Consider the following 18605-nt stretch of genomic DNA (forward strand, 5'->3'; position numbering starts at 1 on the left):
CTTTTTTTTGCCTTTTCTTTTTTAAGAATTTTTATATTCGGCATGAAATAACGACTCCGACACAAATCAAAATAAACCTGATATGAAAATTGTAGCTTTGATAAAGAACCTGATAATGCAGCCACTGTGTTTAGCCCTACTTTTATTACTTGGAGGGTGTGGCGATAAAGAAAAAGTTGCTGAGGTTAAACAGGCACAGACGTCAGAGAAAAAGGCTGATCAGTTTGTTTTTTATAAGGATATATCTATCAGGCCCGGGATAAATTTTGAAGTAGTAAGCTGGGGGAAAGGTGTAGACAGCGTAGGCGGTTATCTGATACTGCTGTCAGACTCTATTAGAAATAATTATAAGTCGCTGTCAAATGAGCGTAAAGGAGTGATTACAGATGCCTGGAACCTGGATATGGACAATGACGGAAATCCTGAGATCTATATTGAGCTGCTCAGCAAAAAAAATGTGTTAGACCTGAATGTATATGAATACTCAGGGGGCAGTTTTAATAAAATCAGTTTCCCTCCGCTAAGCAGCAGTATGAAAGCGCATTATGCAGGCAATGATAAGTTTTTGATTAAGGACGGAGATCTGTACCGGACTTTTCCAATTGTAAACCCAAAGGACAGTACTGTGAAAGCAGGAAGTTTAAAGACCATCAGGTATCGATTTAGCGGCAACAGTTTTTCAGGCTCTACTGTAGAAGAGTAGTGCTTTTAGATTAGCTTATTTGCTTTAGCTACTTTAATCGCATCTGCTTTTGAATTTACATTAAGCTTGATGTATATATTTTTGACATGGGTTTTTACTGTTTCTATTTCAATGAACAATTCATTGGCGATCTGAGACCGGTCTTTTCCTCTGGCAATTAATTCGAGTATTTGGGTCTCTCTTTTAGTTAGTGGTGAATCCTGGTTCTTTTGGAGGGACATAATCACTTTTTTTGCAACATCCGGACTCATCGGTCCGCCGCCCTGCATCACCTCTTTAATGGCTTCTATGATCTTTGCCGGAGAGGTATTTTTAGTAAAATAGCCTGATGCCCCATTTGCAAGTGCATCTAGTATCATCTTTTCTGTTTCATAGACCGTAAGCATGATGATATAGGTTTTAGGTAATAATTTTTTCAATACAGGGAGCGCATCAATACCGCTGGTGCCTGGCAATTGAATGTCTAAAATTATCACATCTGGTGCATCCTTTACAATTTTATGCTTTGCTACGTCAAATGATGGATAGGTACTGACTACCTTGTAAACAGAGGTATGATTGATCAGATAGGCATAGCCATCTCTGATTGTTTCATCATCTTCAATAATTACAATTTTTGCCGTTTCCTGGTTATACATTTTTAAAATGCTTTAATGTTGAAAAGTTTACTATTAAACAAATTGCAGTTCCTGAACTTCCTGAAGTGATATTCAGGTCTGCCCGGATTCTTTTTGCCCTTACATACATGTTGTTTATGCCATGTCCGTTTTTAGCATATTCTGTATCAAAACCAGGCCCGTCATCTTCTAATGTTATCAATAACAGACCATTGTTTAGTCTGGTACTGAAAGTTACATTACGTGCGTTGGCATGTTTCAGGGCATTGTGAATTGATTCCTTAAAAATCATCAAAATGTTTCTGCTCATATCGAGAGATACCTTAGTTTCTTTATCGCCGGTGTCGATGTCGACCTTAAAACTGATCGCTGTTTCATTGAACATTTCATTGCCAAAATCTTTGATATGATCCAGAAGCTGGTTCAGGGTATCATTTTTTGGATTTAATGACCACAATATGTCCCTCGTGCCGATATAGAGTTCATCTACATTTTTGCTAATTTTGGTAAGGATAGCTCTTTTTTCGGTTTCATCTTTACTAATCATGCTGCTCAATACTTCTGATAAGACGGTAATACGGGTGAGTTTGTTACCCAGGTCATCATGAAAATCTTCCGCTGTTTGTTTCCTTATTTTGAATTGCTCTTCCAGTTTTATTCTCAACCGGAGTTTTCGTTTACGTTCATTAAGGGTGAGTATGATGTATACAGTGAGCATGATCAGGATAATGATCAGGAATACCGTGAAGAATTTAAAGATAGTAGTCTGGTAATAGGGTGGCAGTATTTCAAATGAAAAAGAAGCCGTGTTTGCCGATATGAGGCCATGTTTTGTAATGGCTTTTACCTGGAATGTATATTCGCCTGGCGGGATAGAAGTAAAATTCATTGAAGAATTGCTATTTGCCTCGCTATAACTGGAATCCATCCCAATCAAGCGGTACTTGTACATTACTGAAGCAGGATTGCTCAGGTAGATTCCGGTATAATTGACTGTAATGCTATTGTTTTTATAGGGTAAAATAATTCGCTTGTTCAGGTCTTTTCCTTTGTAATTACCCGCAGGAATATTTACTGAACTGATATAGATATAAGGTTTAATTTTACTGGCCGTCAGCGGATTGACACGGTAAACGAGTGCTCCTTTTGTCGTGCCAATCCAGATGTAACCATTTGTCTCTATCATGGCATTCTGATTGCACTCAACCAGGAGATCATTCTCATTCGTATTTTTTATGATATTAAAGTCTGCGGAATTTAGTTTATTAATACCTCTTCCTGTTCCGACCCAGATAATTCCCCTGCTGTCTTTTAGCAGACTGTAAATGTGATCTGAAACCAATCCTGTTTTGGAACTTATGTTTCTTGTTGCCCTTGTCTTGCTGTTCCAGATGAAGATGCCATAATCTGCCGTTCCAAATATGATGTATTCCCTTACCTTGAGCATGCATAAAATACTGGATCCATTGATTCCCTTGATGTTCAGGCGACGAGCATTCTTCTTTTTCATAATTAAGTAAGCACCGTCCTGAGAACCCATAATGATAGAGTCGCGTCCCATTTCCATTAATCCGCCTCCAAATTGATTGGTGATCCTTATCAATTTTTTGGAAGATTCGTCGTATTGAAAACAACCATAATTGGTAGAAAGCCAAATGTTGTTACTGCTGTCTTCAATAATTGCATTGTAAGCTATAGACCGGTAGCCCTTATCCATTTGTTCGATTTGCTTGCCATTGTGCCTCCATAAACCACCGCCAGGAGTTCCTATCCATATATGTTTCTTGTGATCTGCATACAGAAAGTTAATGTGGCTGGAGACCTCATTGCCGGAAGGCATATTCACTTTGCTGACCATTTTGTTTTTATATACAAATATGCCGCTATAGCTGCCCATCCAGATTTCTCCAACAGCCGGGCCTTTGGTTATTGTCATCACAATTTTGCTGTTCAGGCCCTGAGTTTCATCAAATGTGACATAGTTGTCATCGAATTTGTAAATTCCGGAGCCGTCGGTGCCCAGCCAGATATTGTTTTCAGCATCTTTAAATATGTCGTTTACCACATTGTCCGTAAAGCCATTCTTTGAATTGAAGTAGATGACCCGCTCAGGCGTTATATAATAAGCACCTCTGTTTGTTCCTATCCATATATTGCCTTTATGGTCCTGTTCTATAGACATGCATTTTATGTCAATTTGAGGAAGTACCCTGCTAAGCATATTATTTTTAGCCACATAAACGCCTTCTGTGGTAAGCAACCATATTTTATCTTTTGTAAAATTATCTACCAGTATGTTGGTGACAATAAGATCCTGTATGGTTTTATCCAGTTTTCTTTCAGTCCATTTATTGTTTTCTAAATAATAGAGCCCTTTTGTATATACTGCTGCCCAAACTTTGCCCCTGGCATCAGTTTTTATGGTAGTAATAGTTTCAGCGGTATCTGATGTAACAGCAGTCAGTTCGAAATTCCGGTCATTAATTTTGAATACCCGTTTACCGTTTAAAGCATAGGTAGTACCGTTCTTATCAGTAGTAAGCCGGTTTACCCATCTATCGGAATTTGGGTAATTATAAAAGCTATGTCCGTCATATTTAGATATGCCTTTTGCTGAGCCAATAAATAAAAGATCCTTTTGTTTGTTGACCGCCAGGGACAGCGTAAAGTTACTGTTGAGTCCGTTGGTTTTGCTGTAACTGGTAAACTGTTTCCCATTGAAACAGCTAATGCCTCCCAATGTGGTAATCCAAAGTCTGTGTTTGCCATCCTGAATAATGGAAGTAACCTGCGACTGTGTAAGCCCGTCTTCTATGTCATATTGTTCAAAGTTGTACCGCTGGGCGACACCATTCACGCAAAAGACTAAAAGGAAAAGCAGGAAGAATAATATGTTTTTGTAATGCACTGAGTATGGAAATACAAGGTTAAGCCGATTGTAAATATATTTATCAATATACAATTAAAAAATACCCCTTTAAGGGTGATTTTTTAATTGGCATGAAAAATACCCCTTAAGGGGTGAAGACAGAAGGCTTTAGGAGGCTTAAATTTGTTATAGTTATTTACCATTTAAAAGACATCCAGTTAAGCCTGCAGATCATGAACACTGATTTAAAATACAAAGTTTTATTTGTTAAAAGTGAAGAAACTTCCGTTAAGTTCTTTATTAATAAGTTAGGATTCAAGATGTATCAAAAAATTGAGATAAATGGAAAGGTTTATCCGTTGCTGCAAAATGAGAATAAAGACCTGATGGCTTTTATGGAAAATGCGGGGAAAGACGAAGTAAATGTTTTGAATACAGATGATTGCCTGAGAGACTATTATCTCTTTAAACAAAGGAACATACAGACACTGGGCAAGCCGCAATATGATCATAAAGGTTTGACAATCGGTTTTAATGATCCTTCGGGAAGCAGGTTTATGTTACTTGAAGAAAGAGACTATACTGATGCTTAAATAATAGGGGGATGAGCCTTAGCAGAATAGTTGTTAATAAAAATGAAATTGTAAGTGAAAGTACTTATGATGCGCACTATCGTGACCTGACAGGAAAGTATGCGATAAATATTGTATCAAGTGGCCAGGCATCTTATACAATAGGCAAACGTCAGCTCACTTTATTTCCCGGTAGTTTCATTTTTTTAAATCATGATACCAGTTATTCAAATAAGATTGATTCAGCGGTGCAGGTAAATACATTTTCTGTATTGTTTGATCCAGATTTTGTGAGAGACTTTGAATATTCGGTTGTAGCCAAAACCAGTACATTACTTGATCGTTTTGCCAGTGATAAAAATGGAAAGCCCTTATTTGTTGAATCTATTTATCCGTTGCAGGGTGATATGAGGTTTACCTTGTCCCATCTCAAAAAACATATAGATAATGGTATGGACGACCAGTTGCTGCTATCCGAGTATCTGCACCATTGTCTGTTAAATTATTATGATTTATACCATTCAGAAGTCACAGACAGGGAGGCGTCATTGAAATTTTTGAATAAAAGTACCAAGTCTGAAATATTGAAGCGTTTATCAATAGCAAAAGATTATATCATCAGTAATTATAATAAGAATATCCATCTGGAAGATATCGCACAGATGGCCTGTCTTTCAGTAAACCATTTGTTGCGGACGTTTAAGCAGGCTTACCATCAGTCGCCGCATCAGTTCCTGACAAATTTCAGGCTTCAGCAAGCCAAATATTATTTAAAAAATACAGATTATCCGATTAATGAAATTGTAGATATTGTTGGTTTTGAATGCCCGAGTTCATTTATCCGGCTCTTTAAGAATTCATTTAAGATTACCCCCGGTAAATACAGGTAATAAAGGTGGTATTTGCATACTCAAATGCAATTTATTGATGGAATTTTAATAAAAAAATGAAATCATGAAAAGAAAAATTCTAATGTTGCTGGCGATACTGAGTATATCCGCAACTGTCGCTTTAGCAAAAGACGATAATCCTGTTAAAAATCTGAATGCAAGGGCGGTAACTGTTTTAGATGCCTATATAGAAGCACACATTCATAACAATGCGGCATTATTTAATAGGATACTGGATGATGGTGCTGTATTAAAAGTAAATAAGCAAGATCAAATTGTGCAGCATCACAAGAAAGATTTGGTCAGGTTCTATAAAAAAGGAGGTGAACTGCTATTGAATTGCGAGGCAAGTCAGGAAATCCTTTCTGAATGTGATTGCATTGTTATGGCGAGGGTAGACTTCAAATTCCCTGAATTTGTACAGCAAAATTATATTCAGTTAGAAAAAGACAAAGAAGGCAACTGGAAAATTACCCAGATCAACAGATTTAATGTTTAATCATCATTGGTGATTTTCGCACATTTTATTGTAAGAGACGAAGGTATATTTGAAACAGGAAGCCCTTGCTTAAATTTGGATAAATTTAATTTGGGTTAGTTAATAATAAAAGTCATTCGGGTAGAACCGGATGACTTTTTTATTGCTGTTCTATGAACTGTTTGCTGATTCTTTCGAATTTTTCAATCAGTAGGTCAATGCGTTCTTTTTCTCTTTTCAGATAAGATTTCCGAAGTATCGTAGCACATAGTGCCATCCAGAATATAGTAAATGCAGCGATGCCGACCTGGATCCAGATGGACAGATTATCCAGCATTTCGTAGAAATAGAACATAAAACCTACACTCAGCGCTATAGCATAAAACCAATATAGCTTATTGTAAATAGTGAACTTATTTAGCTGGTACTTTTTTAATTGCGTTAGAAAGTCGTTGGGATGTTGGGTAAAGTCATTACGGGATATGATTGTATGATCTTTATACAAGATGAAAGTCGAGATGGCTATTGAGAGTAGAATGATGCATAATCCCGCCGGGGTGGCCCAGGAGTTGAACTGAAAAAAGATGAGCAGGGCTGCGATGGCTGCAAAAGACATGATCATCCCAGCAATATTCAAAAGTGATCTTGTTCTGATCCCCGCTACTTCTTTCTTTGCCTGCGACAACATTTCATCTGAAGAGATTTTTACCTCAACAGAATGGGATTGCCACAGCGATTGTATATGATCAAATTCTTGCATGCTGATTGTATAGTTCGGTAAGTTTTTGTTTAATACGATGAATTTTAACCCTGAGATTCCCTTCACTTATTCCTGAGATTTCTGCTATTTCATGGTAGGGCAACTCGTCAAGTACCATCGTAATGATCAAACGGTCATTTTCTTCTAATTTAGCTATTGATTTATAGAGCAGTGCTACCTGTTCGTTTTTCTCTGAAAATTCCTCGACCTGGTTTTCAATAATATTGTCAGTAAGTTCATCCTTTGCCTGTCTTTTTTCTGATCGCAGATAGGTAAGACAAGTATTTACAGCGATCCGGTAAATCCATGTAGAGATCAGGGACTTATTTCTGAATTTGTCTAAATTTTGCCAGACTTTTAAGAAAGTTTCCTGCAATAAATCATTGGCAGAGTCTTCATCTCCCGTATAACCATAGCATAAATGGAATATCTTCTTAGAATTTGTATCGAAAATTTGTTTGAATAACTGATCCTTATTTTCCATTAATTAACGGCTGACGGGTATTTGATAGCCATAACTTTAAAATGTTACAGCCATTATGATTTCCAAAAATAATAAATGTTTGCTGGCTTAGTGCAATTAATTACTTTTGTTGCATCAAACAAAACCTCATAGTATGAAGCAAAGCCGTGTTGGGTTAATCACTTTAATGTTTATTACGGTAGCAGTCTTCCTGGGAGTACTTAAAGACTTCAACATATTAGCAATACCCGACAATATCATGATGGCGACAAGGTGGGTGCTTGCATTGGAACTGGTTATATACGCTTTAATGAAAAAGAACCTCACTACCTGGATATTGGTATGTATGGTTTTAGGTGTTTTTATAGGAATAGACTATCCTCATGTGGCAGTTGCACTCCAACCGCTGAGCAAGGGGTTTATAAAACTCGTAAAAACGATAGTGGGCCCGATTTTATTCGCAACACTGGTTTATGGTATAGCCGGCCATTCGGATCTGAAACAAGTAGGGAGGATGGCATGGAAATCAATGGCTTACTTTTATTTTGCTACCACAATTGCCCTGTTCATCGGATTGGCAGCAATTAATTTATCACAGGCCGGCACTGGGGTAAATATAGAGAACATGCCGCATAATGAATTACCAAAGCCTGTAAAAGACCTGGCAGATGAAAGCATTCTTCAGACATTGCCTGATAATGTACATTGGCTATATAAGACACTGGCTTTCTTCCGAAATATTTTTCCTGAAAATATCGCTAAATCTATCTACGATGCACAGATCTTACAGATTGTAATTTTCTCTATCATATTTGGTATAGGATTGGCAATGGTGGATGAGAAAAAAAGGAAACCCATGGTTGATTTTTGTGAGAGTTTGTCGGAAACCATGTTTAAGTTTACCAATGTGATCATGTATTTTGCGCCGATAGGGGTGGGGGCAGCTATGGCCTATACAGTAGGGCATATGGGCGTAGATATCCTTAAGCACTTATTTATGCTTGTGGCTACGCTTTATGCAGCCTTGTTTGCGTTTATACTTTTGGTATTGTTGCCAGTAGCACTATACATAAAGCTACCCATCAAAAAATTTATTAATGCAATAAAGGAGCCGGTTTCAATTGCTTTTGCAACCACCAGTTCAGATGCAGCCTTGCCAAAGGCAATGAGTGCGATGGAAAAATTTGGCGTACCAAGAAAGATTGTTTCATTTGTAATCCCTACCGGCTACAGTTTTAACCTTGACGGTACTACTTTATATTTGTCCCTGGCCTCTATATTTGTGGCGCAGGCTGCCGGAATGCATTTGTCGTTTGGCGAGCAGTTGATGATCGTATTTACGCTGATGATCACTAGCAAGGGAGTGGCGGCTATACCCCGGGCCTCGCTTATTATCCTGATTGCGACGGCGGACCAGTTTGGCTTACCTACGTTCATTATTGCGGCGATATTGGGGATTGATGAATTGATGGACATGGGCAGGACTTCATTGAATGTAATTGGAAATTGTCTGGCTACGGTGGTGATAGCCAAATGGGAAGGGGAGTATAACCCTGACTCTGTAGAAACAGCAGAAGCGTAATAGATTATGAACTCAAAAACAAAGAAAATTTTTTTAGCGTTAACCATTATTGTCCCATTTTTGGCGTACTGTGTCTTCTATTATATGCCTATACTGCGCAATGCACCGTTTAAGTCGGCTGAGTTTGAATCTTTCCAGTTTAAATGGGGAGTAGGTAGTAATCTTGAAAATACCTATAACTCTGCAACTGGTGATTATCAGTATGTGAACAGCAGAGACTCTATTGTTAAGACTCGTGTAAAGCTACGTAGTAACGACATGCTCTATTTGCATAGCAAAGCAAATGAACTGGGACTATGGAATTTCCCTGATGTAGTGGCAAACAGTGGGAGTGACTTAAAATCTCCTAAAGTACTGCGGTACGAAATTCAGTTTAACTATAAAAGAAAATCAAAAAAAGTAATTTATCTGACGGATTATAATGAGATCCCTAAGCTTAGGGATGTTGCAGCACAAATGATTAAGCTGATCAGTCAGAGTATTAATGATGCTGAAGAACGATACAGCAATAAATAAAATAACTCTGTTGTGTATTTAGAAAAATAAATTCTATATTTGCACCTCGTTAAAAATAAACAATTTAAAATAATAAATATTTAACAATGTACGCAATAGTAAATATAGCAGGGCAGCAATTCAAAGTTGCAAAAGACCAGCACCTTTTTGTACACCGTTTACAAGGAGATGAAGGCGCTAGTATTGAATTTGACAATGTATTGTTGGTTGAAGATGGTGGTAAAATCTCTGTAGGAGCTCCTGCATTGAAAGGCGCAACTGTTTCAGCTAAGATCGTGTCTCATTTAAAAGGTGATAAAGTGATCGTTTTCAAAAAGAAACGTAGAAAAGGTTACAAAAAGAAAAACGGACACCGTCAGTATTTCACTAAAATCCAGATTTCTGGTATCAGTTTATAATTATTTGTTAAACATAAGGTTACTGCTTAATCAGGTAATCTGTAAAATATAAAACAAGATGGCACATAAAAAAGGAGCCGGTAGTTCCAGGAACGGACGTGAGTCACATAGCAAGCGTCTAGGTATCAAAATATTTGGTGGTCAGGAAGCTATCGCTGGAAACATTTTAGTACGTCAGCGTGGTACAAAACACCATCCGGATAAAGGAGTAGGTATTGGTAAAGACCATACACTATTTGCTTTGGTTGATGGTACTGTGATCTTCAAAAAGAAACAAGATAACAAATCATATGTATCTATTTTGCCTCCTGCGGTAGTTAAAGAAGTTGCTGCTGAAAAAGCACCTGCTAAAAAAGTAGCTAAAGCTGAAGCGCCTGTTGCTGAGACAGTAGTGGCTGAAGAAGCGCCTGCTAAAAAAGCACCTGCTAAGAAAGCTGTTAAAGCTGAAGCTAAAGAAGCAGAAAGCACAGAAACTGAAGCTGCACCTGCAGAATAAGAAAGCTTAGTATAAGAATTTAAAAACCCGTTTCTTTTAGAGACGGGTTTTTTTATGTTGAGACAATCAGTATTCCCTGTTCATCAATTGCCGCGCGAGTCTGATGATTTCAGTTTTTTGCGATTCCGGTACTTGTATGTTGTTTAAGGCCTTAAAGGCCTTGTCCAGATATACCTTCATTTCCGAAGTAGCCAGTTCTCTTATTTTATAGTTGCCATACAGGCGGGTAACCTGTTGAATCTTTTTCTCGAAGTCTTTGTTGCTGAATTGTTGAGTAAGCTTCGGGTTGTCTTCCGGGCTTACGAGCTCCTGCAATTTTAATAGCAGGAAGGTTTTTTTATTGGCTATGATGTCACCAGCTATTTGTTTTCCGAATTTTTCAGGATCGCCAAAAACATCTAGTATATCATCCTGCAATTGAAATGCAATCCCAAGGTTTTCTCCGAAATCATAAATATGATCAGCTTCCTGGTCATTTGCACCAGCCACTATTGCGCCAAGCTTCATGGCCCCTCCCAAAAGGACTGCCGTCTTTAAACGGATCATGTCTATATATTCTTCAATACTCACATCATCACGGTTTTCAAATTCCATGTCCAGTTGCTGACCTTCGCATACACCCTGGGCAGTAGCATTAAATGTATCAAGTGCGGGTTTCAGCACTGCTAGCTCAACTCTTGTTATGTGTTTGTTGGCCTCTACCATCATTACATCACCGCTTAAGATGGCAGTATTGGTGCCCCATTTCTCATGTACAGTTTGCCTGCCCCGTCTTAAAGGGGCATTGTCCATTATGTCGTCATGGATCAGTGTGAAATTATGAAAAGTTTCAATGGCGAGAGCGGCAGGGATGGCCTTTTGGATATCTCCACTAAAAAGATCGGTTGCCATTAATAGCATGGTAGGTCTGATACGTTTACCTCCTAAGCTCATAATGTAGCTTATCGGCTCATATAATGAGCTGGGGTATGTTGGGTATGATATATCGTTTATTGATTGTTCTATGAGCTTTAATAACGTTGTAGGAGAATGCATTCTGTTAATCTATTCTTGTATTAAGGTAAAATCTATCTGTCGCTTCGCGAGGTCTACTTTTTTGACTTTCACTTTTACTTCGTCACCGAGCTGGTATTTTTTCTTTTTGCGCTGGCCGACAATACAGTAATTTTTTTCATCAAGCACATAAAAATCATCAGATATGTCTCTCAGCCTTACCATTCCTTCGCATTTGTTTTCGATTATTTCTACATACATGCCCCATTCGGTCACCCCGGATATAATCCCTATAAAGTTGTTGCCGATGTTTTCTTCCAGGTATTCTGCCTGTTTGTATTTTATTGAGGCGCGTTCGGCATCTGCAGCACGCTTTTCCATAGTTGATGAATGCGAAGCTGCGGTTTCAAATTCTTCTTCATTTGCAGATTTACCATTTTCCAGGTAAAGTGCAAGCAGCCTGTGTACCATTACATCGGGATACCGGCGTATAGGAGAGGTAAAGTGGGTATAATGGTCAAAAGCAAGTCCATAATGGCTTGTTTTTTTAGTTGTATAAATTGCTTTGGCCATCGACCGGATAGCCAGTTGCGTTAGTACATTTTGCTCTTTTTTTCCTTCCACATCTTCCATCAGGTAGTTTAAAGATTTGGCAATCTCTTTATCTGTCTTCATGTTGATCTTGTAGCCAAATCTTGCGGCAAATAGTGCAAAATTGCCCAGGTTCTCTAAATTAGGGGAATCATGGGAACGATAGATAAAAGTATATTTCATCTTTCCTTTGCCTTTTTTCGCCACAAACTCAGCAACCTTTTTATTGGCAAGCAGCATAAAGTCTTCGATTAGCTTGTGGGCATCTTTCCGTTCTTTTACATAAACTCCGATAGGTTTGCCTGTCTCATCCAGTTTGAACTTAACCTCTGTGCTCTCAAAGCTAATAGCCCCGTTTTTAAACTTTCTGTCGCGCATAATATACGCCAGTTCATTCAGCTTAAGGATTTCATCCGCATAATCTCCTGCTTTATTTTCTATTACTTCCTGTGCTTCTTCATAGCTAAACCTTCTGTTGGAATGAATGGCGGTACGTCCGAACCATTCCGTTACTATATTTGCCTCCCCGTCCAGTTCAAATACAGCAGCAAAACAAAGCTTGTCTTCATGAGGGCGCAATGAGCATACTCCATTGCTCAACCGCTCTGGAAGCATAGGGATCACCCTGTCTACCAGGTACACAGAAGTAGCCCTAGCATATGCTTCTTTATCCAGTTTACTATTGGGCCTTACATAATAAGAAACATCGGCTATGTGGACACCGACTTCATAATTTCCGTTTGGCAAAATTTTGAATGATATAGCATCATCAAAATCCTTTGCATCAGCAGGGTCAATCGTAAAGGTGACAGTATCTCTAAAGTCCCTGCGCCCTTGCAGGTCTTCGGCTGTGATTTCTTCAGGAATTGCATCTGCTTCTCTTTCTACTTCGGCAGGAAATACAAGCGGGAAGCCATATTGTGCCAGGATGGCATTCATTTCGGTATTGTTTTCGCCCTGTTCGCCTAGTATGGTGCTGATTCTTCCTATCGGATTTTTGGCTCCTTCAGGCCAGTCGGTAATGCTTACCTGTACTTTCTGACCATTTTTAGCACCATTGAGATCAGTCAATGGGACAAATATGTCGTGCAGCATTTTACGGTCATCGATATTCACAAAAGCAAACCGATCCGAAATCCGGATTACCCCTATGAAATCTGTTTTTGCACGCTTAATAATCTCTACTACTTCCCCCTCATTTTTTCGGCCGCTTTTCTTTGCAAAGATGTATACCTTCACAACATCGCCATTCAGTGCATTGTGCAGCTTTCTGGCAGAAACAAAAATATCCTTTTCAAATTCATCATCGGGCACGATAAAAGCCGATCCATCAGCAGTCATATCTACTTTTCCGGTCACAAAAGTCTTCAAATCTTTCAACCGAAATTTGCCTCGTTCAGGTTCCTGGAAGATGCCTTTCTTTACCTGGTCCTTTAAGATCTCTAATATAGTCTCCTTTGCAGCAGCATCCAGTATGTTTAATTTAGCCGAAACCTGTTTATAATTAAGTGCTTCATTTTTGCTTTTTTCCAGTACATCGCTAATTAATTGTATTAAAACGAGTTCCAGATCAGATGATTTTTTTTTAGCCATAGCATAAATATCAATGTCCCGAAGGTAACAATTTGATGCGATAGATTGTTCTAATTTATACCTTTGCTTTAGTGAAGCGATTAAGCGCAATATAAATAGCATGATAAAATGATAGAAGACAGGGAAAGAAAAACAGGTAAAGAACTGCTGATGATTCTGGTTAAAGCTTTGATCTACCTGGCATTGGTTTATTTCTATATCAATAAAGATCAGTTGTATGTTGAATATCCAAAGTTGTTTTATGTAGAATATCCCCGGCTATATATAACTGTAAAGGCTTTAATGGTGTTTTTAGGACCTAGTTTTGTTATATCAGTTTTAAGATTGGTCATTATCTACTGGTATATAAGAAAGCACAAATTTAAAAGTAATATCAAAGACAATTTCATATTGGGTATCAATAGAATTGTATCTATATTAAATACGGTTTTTTTGGTAATTGCATTTATTACCATGTTTGATGTAGCAATAGAAGAATTCATATTCAGCGTTTCTATTGTCGCGGCCGCAATTGCAGTTACTTTTAAAGATTATATCACCAATATGATCAATGGGTTGATCATTATGTTTTCAGACAGACTTTCCCTGGGTGACCACATCAAGATAGGGGAGAATGAAGGAAAGATTCTTGACATCACACTGATAAATATGATCCTTCAAAATGAGGATAGTGATATGGTCATTGTGCCAAACTCCATTGCATTTAGTTCAGTAATCATCAATCAGTCTAAACAGAACACCAAAAAACTAAGCATAGAGTTTGATATGAGCCTGGAAAATGGCTACACACCGGAGTACATCGAGAATTATCTCAACAAGATTCTTGATAATTATGCTGCCAATGTGGTCCCTAAGGGATTAACAGTAAAGACACTTGCTATCAATAAGGATGTAGCCATTTTTAAAGCGATGGTGCTGCTCAAGCATTACGATAAGGTCAAAGAGAGAGAGATCAGAAGGGCTATCAATACCGCACTGATCAGGCTGTCGGTAACTTTAAAGAAAGAACATAACCTTGACAAGGAACAACAGAAAAGCACATTAAATTAGCTTTGTTGTACCCGGTATAGCTGCTATCAGTCTTTTGGTATATTCAGCTTTAGGATGGTTATATACGTCCTCTGGAAATCCTTCTTCTTCAATTTTGCCCTTGTTCATTACGATCATCCTGTCTGATATATGTTTTACCACGGCCAGGTCATGTGATATGAAAATATAGGTCAGCCCCAATTCCTGCTGCAATTGTCTTAGCAGATTTAATACCTGTGCTTGTACCGAAACGTCCAGTGCCGATACTGATTCATCACAGATGATAAATTTCGGCTGCAATGCCAGGGCCCTGGCAATTACGATGCGCTGACGCTGGCCGCCTGAAAACTCATGAGGATACCTGTTGAAATGCGCTGCTTCAAGTCCTACTCGTTCCAGTAAGTTAATGATATATGCTTTTCGTTCTTTATCATTTGTAAACAGCCCATGCACCTGAAGCGGTTCTATAAGGGCTGTTCCAATCATCAGTCTTGGATTTAGTGAAGCATATGGATCCTGAAAAATGATCTGGATATGTCTTCTCACTTTTCTCAATTCCTTAGCGCTAATTGAGGTGAGGTTACTACCTTCAAAAAGTACCTCTCCAGCGGTAGGTTCCACAAGCCTGAGGATACTTCTTCCCAAAGTTGTTTTGCCACATCCGGATTCACCGACCAGTCCCAACGTTTCACCGGGAAATACCTTGAAGCTGACATTGTCTACAGCTTTTACTTGGTCTGTTGTTTTGCTAAAAAAGCCATTCTTTATTGGATACCATGTGCTAAGTCCATTTACTTCCAGTAATGGTTTTTTTGCATAAATTATTGCCCTGCGTGCAGCAATTTCTTCTGTAGTATAAGCATTCTGGACTAATAAACGGGGAATGTCAATAGCTGCATTTTCCGCTAAAAAATCAGCTACTACAGGAAGTTTTTTCAATATTCGCTCCGGTGCAGGTCTGCATGCCAGCAAGCCTTTGGTATATGGATGGACAGGATTGCTGAGCAGCTCAGCAGCGGGTCCTTTTTCTACAATTGTGCCTTTGTACATTACCACTACTTCATCTGCAATTTCACTGATTACAGCCAGGTCATGCGAAATAAAGATCATCGCCATATTGCGTTCCTGCTTTAGTCGCAATAAAAGCTCGAGTATGGTCTTTTGAACAGTAACATCCAGTGCAGTAGTGGGCTCATCGGCAATTAGAAGCTCTGGATTGCAGCTTAGCGCCATAGCAATCATGACCCGCTGTTTTTGTCCGCCAGATAACTGGTGCGGATAACTGTTAAATATATTTTCAGGTCGCGGAAGCTGTACTTCTTTAAACAGCGCGATGGTCCTGTCTTTTGCCGTATTCCTGTCAGCCTTTTGATGGAGCATGATCGCTTCGCGGACCTGGTCGCCGCAAGTAAAAACAGGATTTAGAGAAGTCATGGGCTCCTGAAAGATCATGGCGATCTTATTTCCCCTGTACTTTCTTATTTCCTCTCCAGACAACCCCAGGAGGTCTATCCGATCAAACTCGATTTTCCCGTCAATCTTTGTACTCTGAGGATCATGCAGTCTCATAATAGAAAAGGAAGTTACAGATTTTCCAGAGCCGGATTCTCCCACAATGCCCAGCACCTGGCCTTTTTTTACACTAAAAGTGACCTGCTCTACAGCTTTAATCCAGGTCTTGTCTTCTTCATTCTGAAACTGTATATCTAGGCCGGTAACATTGAGCATGCATTAAAGATAGGATTTTATCGTCCAAATCCGCTAGTTTGTGTTAATTTTGCGGCATGGAAAGAGAAATTCTTGATACCCGGCGCAAGGCTTTGAAGATTAACTTAAACCCTAAAATTTACGGAACATTTGCAGAGATAGGAGCGGGGCAGGAAGTGGCCCGTAACTTCTTTACCGCCGGTGCAGCTTCGGGAACGGTAGCCAAGACAATGTCGGCGTACGACATGACCTTTAGCGATGCCATATATGGGGTAGAAGAGTCTGGCAGATATGTTAGTCAGTCGCGCTTACTGAAAATGCTCAACCATGAATTTGGTTTGTTAACGGAAAGACTATACGGAGAGAAATATGACGACCGCACATTCTTTGCTTTTGCAGATACCGTTACCACGTTGAATTATAATAAATCAAATGATCCGCATGGCTGGATCGGTTTGCGTTTCCAGCTGGAGCCTGAAGGCGAGCCAAACGAGATATTCTTCCATGTCCGTCTGCTTGATACTGATGCCGCCTTACAGCAAAATGTATTGGGCATTATAGGGGTAAACCTGGTTTACGCAGCTTTCTATTACAATAAAGATCCAAAAACAATGATCGAGTCGCTGGCAGATAACCTTACGGTTGGCTCAGTAGAGATCGACCTGATCTCAGTCAGCGGCCCTGCATTTCATAACATCAATAACATCCTTTTAAATCTTTACCTCATCGTCAAGGACTTCTCCGATGCTGCTATATTCGATGCAGACGGACGCCCGCGTCTGCCAAAAGACCTGCTATATAAAAGGGATATCATGATCCTTCGTACCAAATATGCACAGAAGTCAAATCCAAACTTTAGCATGCTCAACAAAGCGGTAGATCAGTTTGTCCGCACAGAAAATGTTAAAGAAGAAAACCTGAGTGTTCTGATCGAAGTACTGATGTCTAATGTGCTGTCGGCCAACGACGCTGTAAATGAAGACATTGACCTTGAGGCAGTAGCCAAAAGAGCAGAAGAGATGTGTAAAACCGGCAATAAAGTGATTGTGTCCAATTTTGCAAGACATAATAAACTTGCTAAATACCTTGATCATTGCCGGCCTAAGAGTGTAGGGATATCTACTAATATAAACAACTTAAAATTCGTTTTTAACTCTACTAATTTTGGCGAGAATTATTCCAGTCAGCTGTTGAATTATGTAAGTGACATGTTTAGTAAAAACGTAAAACTTTTTGCTTATCCATTTCTGGATAAGCAAACCAATGCAGTCATTACCACCACCAATATGCCGGTAACAGCTGATGCAAAACCATTGTTCGATTTCCTGATCATAAACGGATACATTACGGACATCAAAGACTACAGTGAAGACGACGTAAAAACAGTTTAACTTTCTGCTTTGTAGGGGTCTTTGATTACAATGGCCATTAGCCTGTCCGGATGATCTATGGCTTTAAATCCAAATTGCGCATATAGCCCATGGGCATCTACTGTGCCCAGCATATAGCGTCTCAGTCCCTGAAGGTCTTTGTGAAACAACATAAGTGACATCAGTTTTTTAGACAGGCCCTGTCCGCGATAGATTTCTTCCACATACACGTCGGCCAGGTAAGCAAAAGTTGCTTTGTCGGTAATCCACCTTGCGAAACCAACCTGTTTGGTGTCTTTATAGATCCCAAAGCAAAGAGAATTTTCAATGGACTTTTTAACCACCTCCAGAGGTACGTTTTGTGCCCAGTAAGATTGAGTACTGAGGTAATGATGGACAGTTGCAGGATCAATTTTTTGCTTGTCATCAGAAAAAATAAAGCCACTGTCAGCTATCTCCATTAGTTTCTCATGTTTATGAACTGAAGCGGCTGACCAAAGTCTTCTTTTTTGCACAAGGCTATTACTGATTGAAGGTCATCAATGCTCTTGCTTTGTACCCTTACCTGATCGTCCATCATAGATGCCTGTGCTTTCAGGCCGCTGGCTTTTATTTTAGCTACGATTTTTTTGGCCGTTTCTTTGTCGATCCCTTCCTTTACAGAAATTTCTTTTCGGATCATATTGCCTGAAGCATATTGCTCCTTGCCAAAATCCAAACTGTTTGCATCCAGGTTTTGTTTGATCATCCTGGAGATAATTGCATCCTGTATAGCCTTTAAACGCATGTCGTCCTCGGTAACGATGGTAATTACGTTGGTCTTTTTATCATGGTCAATAGTGCTTTTCGAGGAACTGAAATCATATCGGTTTAAGATCTCTTTCTTGGCATTGTTCATCGCATTGTCAAAGGTTTGCGCGTCTACTTTACTTACGATATCGAAAGTGGGCATGATTATAGCTTTATAGTAAAAATTAT

Annotated in this window: 19 protein-coding genes; 10 read left to right on the forward strand and 9 right to left on the reverse strand. The window is 39.1% G+C overall.

Features of this window, described 5'->3' with window-relative positions:
* Window positions 1-82 precede the first annotated feature (82 nt).
* Window positions 83-703 (forward strand): hypothetical protein, encoded by a 621-nt coding sequence (locus EZ437_RS10270; protein ID WP_225869547.1) that lies wholly within the window; start codon window positions 83-85, stop codon window positions 701-703.
* Window positions 704-708: 5 nt separating this feature from the next.
* Here EZ437_RS10270 and EZ437_RS10275 read toward each other — a convergent pair whose 3' ends face one another.
* A complete protein-coding gene (locus EZ437_RS10275) occupies window positions 709-1341 on the reverse strand; it encodes a response regulator (RefSeq protein ID WP_131595837.1) in 633 nt (210 codons plus the stop codon).
* The gene (locus EZ437_RS10280) at window positions 1334-4177 is read right to left on the reverse strand and encodes a sensor histidine kinase (RefSeq protein WP_225869548.1); all 2844 of its coding nucleotides are present in this window, start codon (window positions 4175-4177) and stop codon (window positions 1334-1336) included. The genes EZ437_RS10275 and EZ437_RS10280 overlap by 8 nt, the downstream gene beginning before the upstream one ends.
* Window positions 4178-4422: 245 nt before the next feature.
* Between EZ437_RS10280 and EZ437_RS10285 the strand changes: the two genes are divergently transcribed.
* From EZ437_RS10285 to EZ437_RS10295, 3 genes are all read left to right on the forward strand, one after another.
* The gene (locus tag EZ437_RS10285) at window positions 4423-4782 is read left to right on the forward strand and encodes a VOC family protein (RefSeq protein WP_131595838.1); all 360 of its coding nucleotides are present in this window, start codon (window positions 4423-4425) and stop codon (window positions 4780-4782) included.
* Between the two features lie 11 nt (window positions 4783-4793).
* Window positions 4794-5651, forward strand: coding sequence for a helix-turn-helix transcriptional regulator (locus tag EZ437_RS10290; RefSeq protein WP_131595839.1), 858 nt, complete (start codon window positions 4794-4796; stop codon window positions 5649-5651).
* 64 nt (window positions 5652-5715) lie between these two features.
* Window positions 5716-6150, forward strand: coding sequence for a hypothetical protein (locus EZ437_RS10295; RefSeq protein WP_131595840.1), 435 nt, complete (start codon window positions 5716-5718; stop codon window positions 6148-6150).
* A 139-nt stretch (window positions 6151-6289) separates the two neighbouring features.
* Here EZ437_RS10295 and EZ437_RS10300 read toward each other — a convergent pair whose 3' ends face one another.
* Entirely contained in the window at window positions 6290-6889 is a 600-nt protein-coding gene (locus tag EZ437_RS10300) for a hypothetical protein (RefSeq protein WP_131595841.1), read from the reverse strand.
* A complete protein-coding gene (locus EZ437_RS10305; protein WP_131595842.1) occupies window positions 6876-7373 on the reverse strand; it encodes an RNA polymerase sigma factor in 498 nt (165 codons plus the stop codon). The genes EZ437_RS10300 and EZ437_RS10305 overlap by 14 nt, the downstream gene beginning before the upstream one ends.
* 133 nt (window positions 7374-7506) lie before the next feature.
* Here EZ437_RS10305 and EZ437_RS10310 point away from each other — a divergent pair, with 133 nt between their 5' ends.
* From EZ437_RS10310 to rpmA, 4 genes are all read left to right on the forward strand, one after another.
* Complete coding sequence (locus EZ437_RS10310) at window positions 7507-8934, forward strand: dicarboxylate/amino acid:cation symporter (protein ID WP_131595843.1); 1428 nt, start codon at window positions 7507-7509, stop codon at window positions 8932-8934.
* 84 nt (window positions 8935-9018) lie between these two features.
* Entirely contained in the window at window positions 9019-9450 is a 432-nt protein-coding gene (locus tag EZ437_RS10315; protein WP_225869549.1) for a hypothetical protein, read from the forward strand.
* A gap of 86 nt (window positions 9451-9536) precedes the next feature.
* Window positions 9537-9848, forward strand: a complete 312-nt coding sequence (gene rplU, locus EZ437_RS10320) for a 50S ribosomal protein L21 (RefSeq protein ID WP_008241463.1) — start codon at window positions 9537-9539, stop codon at window positions 9846-9848.
* A 58-nt stretch (window positions 9849-9906) separates the two neighbouring features.
* A complete protein-coding gene (gene rpmA, locus EZ437_RS22010) occupies window positions 9907-10344 on the forward strand; it encodes a 50S ribosomal protein L27 (RefSeq protein ID WP_131595845.1) in 438 nt (145 codons plus the stop codon).
* A gap of 66 nt (window positions 10345-10410) precedes the next feature.
* Here rpmA and EZ437_RS10330 read toward each other — a convergent pair whose 3' ends face one another.
* Window positions 10411-11379 (reverse strand): polyprenyl synthetase family protein, encoded by a 969-nt coding sequence (locus EZ437_RS10330; RefSeq protein WP_131595846.1) that lies wholly within the window; start codon window positions 11377-11379, stop codon window positions 10411-10413.
* 9 nt (window positions 11380-11388) lie between these two features.
* On the reverse strand, window positions 11389-13521 hold the full coding sequence (gene rnr / locus EZ437_RS10335) for a ribonuclease R (protein WP_131595847.1): 2133 nt from the start codon (window positions 13519-13521) through the stop codon (window positions 11389-11391).
* 108 nt (window positions 13522-13629) lie between these two features.
* On the opposite strand from rnr, the gene EZ437_RS10340 reads away from it, so the two are divergent.
* Complete coding sequence (locus tag EZ437_RS10340) at window positions 13630-14571, forward strand: mechanosensitive ion channel family protein (protein WP_131595848.1); 942 nt, start codon at window positions 13630-13632, stop codon at window positions 14569-14571.
* On the opposite strand, the gene EZ437_RS10345 is transcribed toward EZ437_RS10340, so the two are convergent.
* Entirely contained in the window at window positions 14563-16278 is a 1716-nt protein-coding gene (locus tag EZ437_RS10345) for an ABC transporter ATP-binding protein (RefSeq protein WP_131595849.1), read from the reverse strand. The two genes, EZ437_RS10340 and EZ437_RS10345, sit on opposite strands and share 9 nt — an antisense overlap.
* A gap of 56 nt (window positions 16279-16334) precedes the next feature.
* Here EZ437_RS10345 and EZ437_RS10350 point away from each other — a divergent pair, with 56 nt between their 5' ends.
* A complete protein-coding gene (locus tag EZ437_RS10350; protein ID WP_131595850.1) occupies window positions 16335-17648 on the forward strand; it encodes a nicotinamide mononucleotide adenylyltransferase in 1314 nt (437 codons plus the stop codon).
* Here EZ437_RS10350 and EZ437_RS10355 read toward each other — a convergent pair.
* Both EZ437_RS10355 and EZ437_RS10360 read right to left on the reverse strand, forming a co-directional pair.
* Complete coding sequence (locus EZ437_RS10355; protein ID WP_131595851.1) at window positions 17645-18088, reverse strand: GNAT family N-acetyltransferase; 444 nt, start codon at window positions 18086-18088, stop codon at window positions 17645-17647. The genes EZ437_RS10350 and EZ437_RS10355 overlap by 4 nt on opposite strands.
* Window positions 18088-18579, reverse strand: coding sequence for a YajQ family cyclic di-GMP-binding protein (locus EZ437_RS10360; RefSeq protein WP_131595852.1), 492 nt, complete (start codon window positions 18577-18579; stop codon window positions 18088-18090). Before EZ437_RS10360 ends, EZ437_RS10355 begins: the two co-directional genes overlap by 1 nt.
* Window positions 18580-18605: the final 26 nt, after the last annotated feature.

The sequence above is a fragment of the Pedobacter psychroterrae genome (assembly GCF_004331695.1).
GTDB lineage: Bacteria > Bacteroidota > Bacteroidia > Sphingobacteriales > Sphingobacteriaceae > Pedobacter > Pedobacter psychroterrae.